The sequence below is a fragment of the Micromonospora sp. RV43 genome (genome assembly GCF_001029515.1).
Classification (GTDB): Bacteria; Actinomycetota; Actinomycetes; order Mycobacteriales; family Micromonosporaceae; genus Micromonospora; species Micromonospora aurantiaca.
The window spans coordinates 1-6,154 of record NZ_LEKG01000273.1 but is presented as its reverse complement, the minus strand read 5'-3'; the positions used below and the strand labels follow the sequence as shown (position 1 = coordinate 6,154).

The window sequence follows — 6,154 nt, the reverse complement described above, 5'->3', positions numbered from 1 at the left end:
CCCCCGGCCCGACCACCCCGCCGCCGTCCGGCGTCGCCTGCAAGGTCACCGCGACGGTGAACGCCTGGAACACCGGCCTGACCGAAGACCTCACCCTCACCAACACCGGCGGCAGCGCGATCAACGGCTGGTCGCTGGTCTTCACCCTGCCGGGCGGGCAGACCATCACCTCCGGCTGGAACGCCACCTACTCGCCCGGCTCCGGTCAGGTGACCGCCCGCAACGTCTCCTACAACTCCACCATCGCGCCCGGCGCCTCGGTCAGCCTCGGCTTCCAGGCGAACCACACCGGCAACACGGCCGCACCGGCGGCGTTCACCCTCAACGGCGTCGCCTGCGCGAGGTAGCCACCGCACCCGGTGCGCGGGCGGGCCGACGCCGACCCGCCCGCGCACCGGCCGCACCACCACCCGACCCGCCTGCGAGGAGAAGACCATGTCCGACGTGACCCGAAGGAACATCCTCAAGGCCGGCGCGGCCGGGGCCGGTGCCGCGCTGGTGCCGGCCGCCTGGAGCGCCGCCGCACGCGCCGGCTCGGCGGCGCCACCACAGGTGCTGGCCGCGAACGACCTGGCACTCTGGTACGACGAACCGGCCGGCACCGACTGGCTGCGTGCCCTGCCGATCGGCAACGGGCGGCTCGGCGCGATGGTGTTCGGCAACGTCGACACCGAACGGCTCCAGCTCAACGAGGACACCGTCTGGGCCGGCGGCCCGTACGACTCGGCGAACACCAGGGGCGCGGCCAACCTGGCCGAGATCCGGCGTCGGGTTTTCGCCGACCAGTGGACCTCGGCCCAGGACCTGATCAACCAGACCATGATGGGCAGCCCGGGTGGTCAGCTCGCGTACCAGACCGTCGGCGACCTCCGGCTCGCCTTCGGTTCGGCGAGCGGGGCGACGCAGTACAACCGGACGCTCGACCTCACCACCGCCACCGTCACCACCACGTACGTGCAGGGCGGCGTCCGGTACCAGCGGGAGGTGTTCGCCAGCGCGCCCGACCAGGTCATAGTGCTCCGGCTGACCGCCGACCGCGCGAACGCGATCACGTTCTCCGCCGCGTTCGACAGCCCGCAGCGGACCACCGTGTCCAGCCCGGACGGCGCGACCATCGCGCTCGACGGCGTCTCCGGGTCGATGGAGGGGGTCACCGGCTCGGTACGGTTCCTCGCGCTGGCGAACGCCGCCGTCACCGGCGGCACGGTCAGCAGCTCCGGCGGCACGCTGCGGGTGTCCGGCGCCACCAGCGTGACGGTCCTGGTCTCGATCGGCACCAGCTACGTCAACTACCGCACCGTCAACGGCGACTACCAGGGCATCGCCCGCAACCGGCTGAACGCCGCCAAGAGCGTCGCCGTCGACCAGCTCCGCACCCGCCACCGCGCCGACTACCAGGCGCTGTTCAACCGGGTCACGATCGACCTGGGCCGCACGGCCGCCGCCGACCAGCCGACCGACGTACGGATCGCGCAGCACGCGAGCACCAACGACCCGCAGTTCGCCGCGCTGCTGTTCCAGTTCGGGCGGTACCTGCTGATCTCCTCGTCGCGGCCGGGCACCCAGCCGGCGAACCTCCAGGGCATCTGGAACGACTCGCTGACGCCGTCCTGGGACTCGAAGTACACGGTCAACGCCAACCTGCCGATGAACTACTGGCCGGCCGACACCACGAACCTCTCCGAGTGCTTCCTGCCGGTCTTCGACATGGTCAAGGACCTCACCGTGACCGGCGCGCGGGTCGCCCAGGCGCAGTACGGTGCCGGCGGCTGGGTCACCCACCACAACACCGACGCCTGGCGGGGCGCGTCTGTCGTGGACGGCGCGTTCTGGGGCATGTGGCAGACCGGCGGGGCCTGGCTGAGCACGCTCATCTGGGACCACTACCTGTTCACCGGCGACAGCGGTTTCCTCCAGGCCAACTACCCGGCGCTCAAGGGCGCCGCCCAGTTCTTCCTCGACACCCTGGTCGCCCACCCGACGCTCGGCTACCTGGTGACGAACCCGTCGAACTCGCCGGAGCTGGCGCACCACGCGAACGCCAGCGTCTGCGCCGGCCCGACGATGGACAACCAGATCCTGCGCGACCTGTTCGACGCCGCGGCCCGGGCGAGCGAGGTGCTCGGCGTCGACACCACCTTCCGGTCCCAGGTACGCACCGCCAGGGACCGGCTGCCGCCGAGCCGCGTCGGCTCGCGGGGGAACGTGCAGGAGTGGCTGGCCGACTGGGTCGAGACCGAACGCACCCATCGGCACGTCTCCCACCTGTACGGGCTGCACCCCGGCAACCAGATCACCAAGCGCGGCACCCCGGCGCTGTACGAGGCCGCCCGCAGGACGCTGGAGCTGCGCGGCGACGACGGGACCGGCTGGTCCCTCGCCTGGAAGATCAATTTCTGGGCGCGGCTGGAGGACGGCGCCCGCGCCCACAAGCTCCTGCGCGACCTGGTGCGTACCGACCGGCTCGCGCCGAACATGTTCGACCTGCACCCGCCGTTCCAGATCGACGGCAACTTCGGCGCCACCTCGGGCATCGCCGAGATGCTGCTGCACAGCCACACCGGCGAGCTGCACCTGCTGCCCGCGCTGCCGACCGCCTGGCCCGCCGGGCAGGTCGCGGGCCTGCGCGGCCGGGGCGGCTACACGGTGTCGCTGACCTGGAGCAGCGGCCAGGCCGACGAGATCACCGTCCGCGCCGACCGCGACGGCACGCTGCGACTGCGGTCCCGGCTGTTCACCGGGAGCTTCACCCTCGCCGACGTCACCGACGGCAGCACACCCGCCACCACCCGGCCGGAGTCCGACGTCGTCGCGCTCACCGTCCGCGCCGGGCACACCTACCGCGCGGCCCGGCCCGGCGTGACGCCGTCGCCGACCCCGACCGTCACACCCACATCGAGTAGGACGCCGAGCCCGGCGCCCACCACCAGCTCCCCGGCGCCGTCCGGCGCGCGTGCCACGTACGCGATCACCGGCTCGTGGTCCGGTGGCTTCCAGGCCGAGGTCACGGTGACCGCCGGCGCCACCGCGATCCGCGGCTGGACGGTCTCCTGGACGTTCCCGAACGGGCAGGTGATCAACCAGATCTGGAGCGGCACGCACACCCAGAACGGCGCGAACGTGACGGTGCGCAACGTCGACTACAACGGCTCGCTGCCGGCCGGCGGCTCCACCACGTTCGGCTTCATCGGTGCCGTCAACGGCAGCAACAACCCGCCGGCGAACCTCACCTGCACGACCACCTGAGCACCGACGCACCCCGCTTCGGCCACCCGGCCGGGGCGGGGCGTGCCGCCGGTCAGGCCAGCAGCGTCTCGCGCAGCCGCGCGCCCAGGTTCAGCTCGCCGACCACGCGGGGACCGGCCGGGTCGTACACGGCGATGCGGTGGTTGCGGCGCATCATCTCCCGTACCGCCGGCGGCAGCCGGGGCGGGTCGTCCATCGTGGCGAGCACCCGCGCGCCGGTGCCCATCAGCCGCTCCACCAGCGTCGCGCTGTCGGTGTCCACACGCACCCGGCCGAACTCCCAGCCGGCGGTGGTCAGGTCGAGCACCTCGAACAGGCGCGTCACGAACGGCTGCGGGTCGGTCACCCGATCCAGCCGATCGGCCCGCCCGCCGACCACCGCCACGGCGGCGCTGACCTGCGCGTACGGGTGCAGCCCGCTGGGCAGCGCGCCGAGCGGCCAGCGCAGCGCCGGCCCGGCCTCCTTCCACAGGGGCCGGTAGTTGCGGCGGTGCACCAGCAGCCGCCGCCCGGTGCGCCGGAACACCTCCTGCGCCTGGGCGAGCAGGTCGGCGTGCGCCTGGTCGGCGGCCTCGCAGACGATCCCGGCGGCCACCACGAGACCGTCGTCATCGGACAGCAGCCGGGTGATCGCGTCGGCCTGCTCCGGGAACCGGAGGCGGGCGTGCGCCCCGTAGGACTGCCGGACGTCCCGCAGCAGCTCCTGCTGACGTGTGGGGTCCAGTTCGACCCGTCCGCCCCCGAGCAACCGCTGGAGCCAACCCATCGCGCCTCGCTTCCGTCGCCGTCTGCGGACCGGGCAATGCTAGTTCGTCGGCCGATGCTCGTATGGTGACGGGGTGACCGATCGATCCCTGACCCTGATGGCGGTGCACGCGCACCCCGACGACGAGGCGACGAGCACCGGCGGCGTCCTGGCGCGCTACGCGGCCGAGGGCGTCACCACAGTGCTTGTGACGTGCACCGACGGGGGGTGCGGCGACGGTCCCGGCGGGATCAAGCCGGGCGACCCCGGGCACGACCCGAAGGCCGTGGTCGAGATGCGCCGCGCCGAGCTGGCGGCCAGCTGCGAGGCGCTGAAGGTCACCCACCTGGAGACGCTCGACTACGGCGACTCCGGGATGATGGGCTGGGCGACGAACGACGCGCCCGGCGCGTTCTGGAACACGCCGGTGGCCGAAGCGGCCGGCCGGCTCGCCGAGCTGATCCGGCGCTACCGCCCCGACGTGGTGGTCACCTACGACGAGAACGGCTTCTACGGCCACCCGGACCACATCCAGGCCCACCGGATCACCATGGCCGCTGTGGAGCAGACCGGCATCCCGGCCAAGGTCTACTGGACCACCGTGCCACGCAGCGCGTTCCAGCAGTTCGGCACCGTCATGCGGGAGATCGGGGTGGAGTTCCCCGAGCCGGAGGCGACCGACGAGATGCCGGCGCTGGGCCTGCCGGACGACGAGATCACCACCTGGGTCGACACCCGCGGCTACGGCGGGCAGAAGTTCGCCTCGCTCGCCGCGCACGCCAGCCAGGCGGAGAACATCTTCTTCCTGCGTCTGGGGCAGGAGCGGTTCACCGAGCTGATGGGCATGGAGACGTTCGTGCGGGTGCGGGACACCACCGGCGCGGCCACACCCGAGGACGACCTGTTCGCCGGGTTGCGCTGACCGGTCGCGGGCCCGGTCCGGAGAGGTCATCGACTCACGTCGAGACGGTCTGCGCGGCCAGGTGATCGAGCACGGCGCGGACGTCCCCGTCGGTCTCGGCCATGATCCGTCGTTGCCGGGTGGCGCCGGTGCCGTCCCGGCGCACCCGGTCCAGCTCGCGCCGGACGAGGTCCAGGTCACCGTGGCGGGTCAGCGCGGGCGTGACGGTGTCGAACAGGTCGTCGACGAGGTCCCAGGCCGGCCGGGGCCGCCCGGTACGCAGGTCGACGAGCCGGCCGTCCACACCGTCGTGCGCGGCCCGCCAGTGCGCGGCGGCGACCAGGCAGTCCCGGATGCGTGGCGCGGGCACGCCCGCGCGGACGTCGTCGATCAGGGTGGCCACGAGCGCCCGGACCAGCCCGGCGACCAGCACCGTGTCGTCGACAGTGGGGCAGACGTCGCCGACGCGGACCTCCACAGTGGGGTACGACGCGGACGGGCGCGCGTACCAGTAGACCATCGCGGCGTCCAGCATGATCCCGGCGGTGATCAGGTCCGCCACCGTCGCGTCGTAGTCGGCGGCCGAGTCGAAGTGCGGCGTCGGCCCGATGCTCGGCCACCGTTCCAGCTGCATCGAACGCCAGCTCGCGTGCCCGGTGTCCCGCCCGTCGTGCAGCGGCGAGTTGGTGGTGAGCGCCTGCACCACCGGCAGCCACTGACGCAGGTGGTTGCAGACCTGCACTGCGAGTTCCCGGTCCGGCACGCCGACGTGGACGTGGCAGCCGCAGACCGCCGGGTCGTGGGCCACCGGGCCGAACCGGCGGGACATGTCGTGGTAGCGCTGCTCGTCGGGCACCGTGCGGTGGGCCTCGCAGACCGGGGTGGCGCCGACGGCGACCAGCCGCGCCCCGGCCGCGTCGGCCGCCCGGGCCGCCGCCCGCCGCAGCGTGACCAGGTGCTCCCGCAGCTCTCCGAGATCCGGACTGACCGGCGTCACCATCTCCACCATGCTGTGCCGGAACTCCTGCCGGCTCTGCTCGCGGGCGGTGCCGGCGAGCGCGCCGCGTACCCGGTCGGCGACCGGCATGCTCTCGCCGGTGGCCGGGTCCAGCAGCAGGAACTCCTCTTCCACCCCGAGGGTCAGGACGGTGGGGATCTGCGGGGTGGTGGCGGTGGTGGTGGGCCGCGGCCTCACCGACGGCTCCACCGGCACGGAACGGTCGGCGTGTCGACGTGAGGCGGAGTCATGTCTCGACGGTACG

The 6,154-nt window shown here is 72.9% G+C and carries 5 protein-coding genes; 3 read left to right on the top strand and 2 right to left on the bottom strand.

Annotated features, from left to right (window positions below):
• Together ABD52_RS35600 and ABD52_RS35595 are read left to right on the top strand one after the other, a co-directional pair.
• Positions 1-347: cellulose binding domain-containing protein (locus tag ABD52_RS35600; protein WP_047894631.1), on the top strand; the 347-nt coding region annotated here is incomplete at its 5' end.
• Positions 348-435: 88 nt separating this feature from the next.
• Complete coding sequence (locus ABD52_RS35595) at positions 436-3,246, top strand: glycoside hydrolase N-terminal domain-containing protein (protein WP_047894630.1); 2,811 nt, start codon at positions 436-438, stop codon at positions 3,244-3,246.
• 52 nt (positions 3,247-3,298) lie between these two features.
• Here ABD52_RS35595 and ABD52_RS35590 read toward each other — a convergent pair whose 3' ends face one another.
• The gene (locus tag ABD52_RS35590; protein WP_047894629.1) at positions 3,299-4,012 is read right to left on the bottom strand and encodes a hypothetical protein; all 714 of its coding nucleotides are present in this window, start codon (positions 4,010-4,012) and stop codon (positions 3,299-3,301) included.
• 73 nt (positions 4,013-4,085) lie between these two features.
• On the opposite strand from ABD52_RS35590, the gene ABD52_RS35585 reads away from it, so the two are divergent.
• Positions 4,086-4,913 carry a PIG-L family deacetylase gene (locus ABD52_RS35585; RefSeq protein ID WP_047894628.1) on the top strand — a complete coding sequence of 276 codons (828 nt, stop codon included), beginning with the start codon at positions 4,086-4,088 and terminating at the stop codon, positions 4,911-4,913.
• A gap of 34 nt (positions 4,914-4,947) precedes the next feature.
• Here ABD52_RS35585 and ABD52_RS35580 read toward each other — a convergent pair whose 3' ends face one another.
• Positions 4,948-6,087 (bottom strand): glutamate--cysteine ligase, encoded by a 1,140-nt coding sequence (locus tag ABD52_RS35580; RefSeq protein ID WP_047894632.1) that lies wholly within the window; start codon positions 6,085-6,087, stop codon positions 4,948-4,950.
• Positions 6,088-6,154 lie beyond the last annotated feature (67 nt).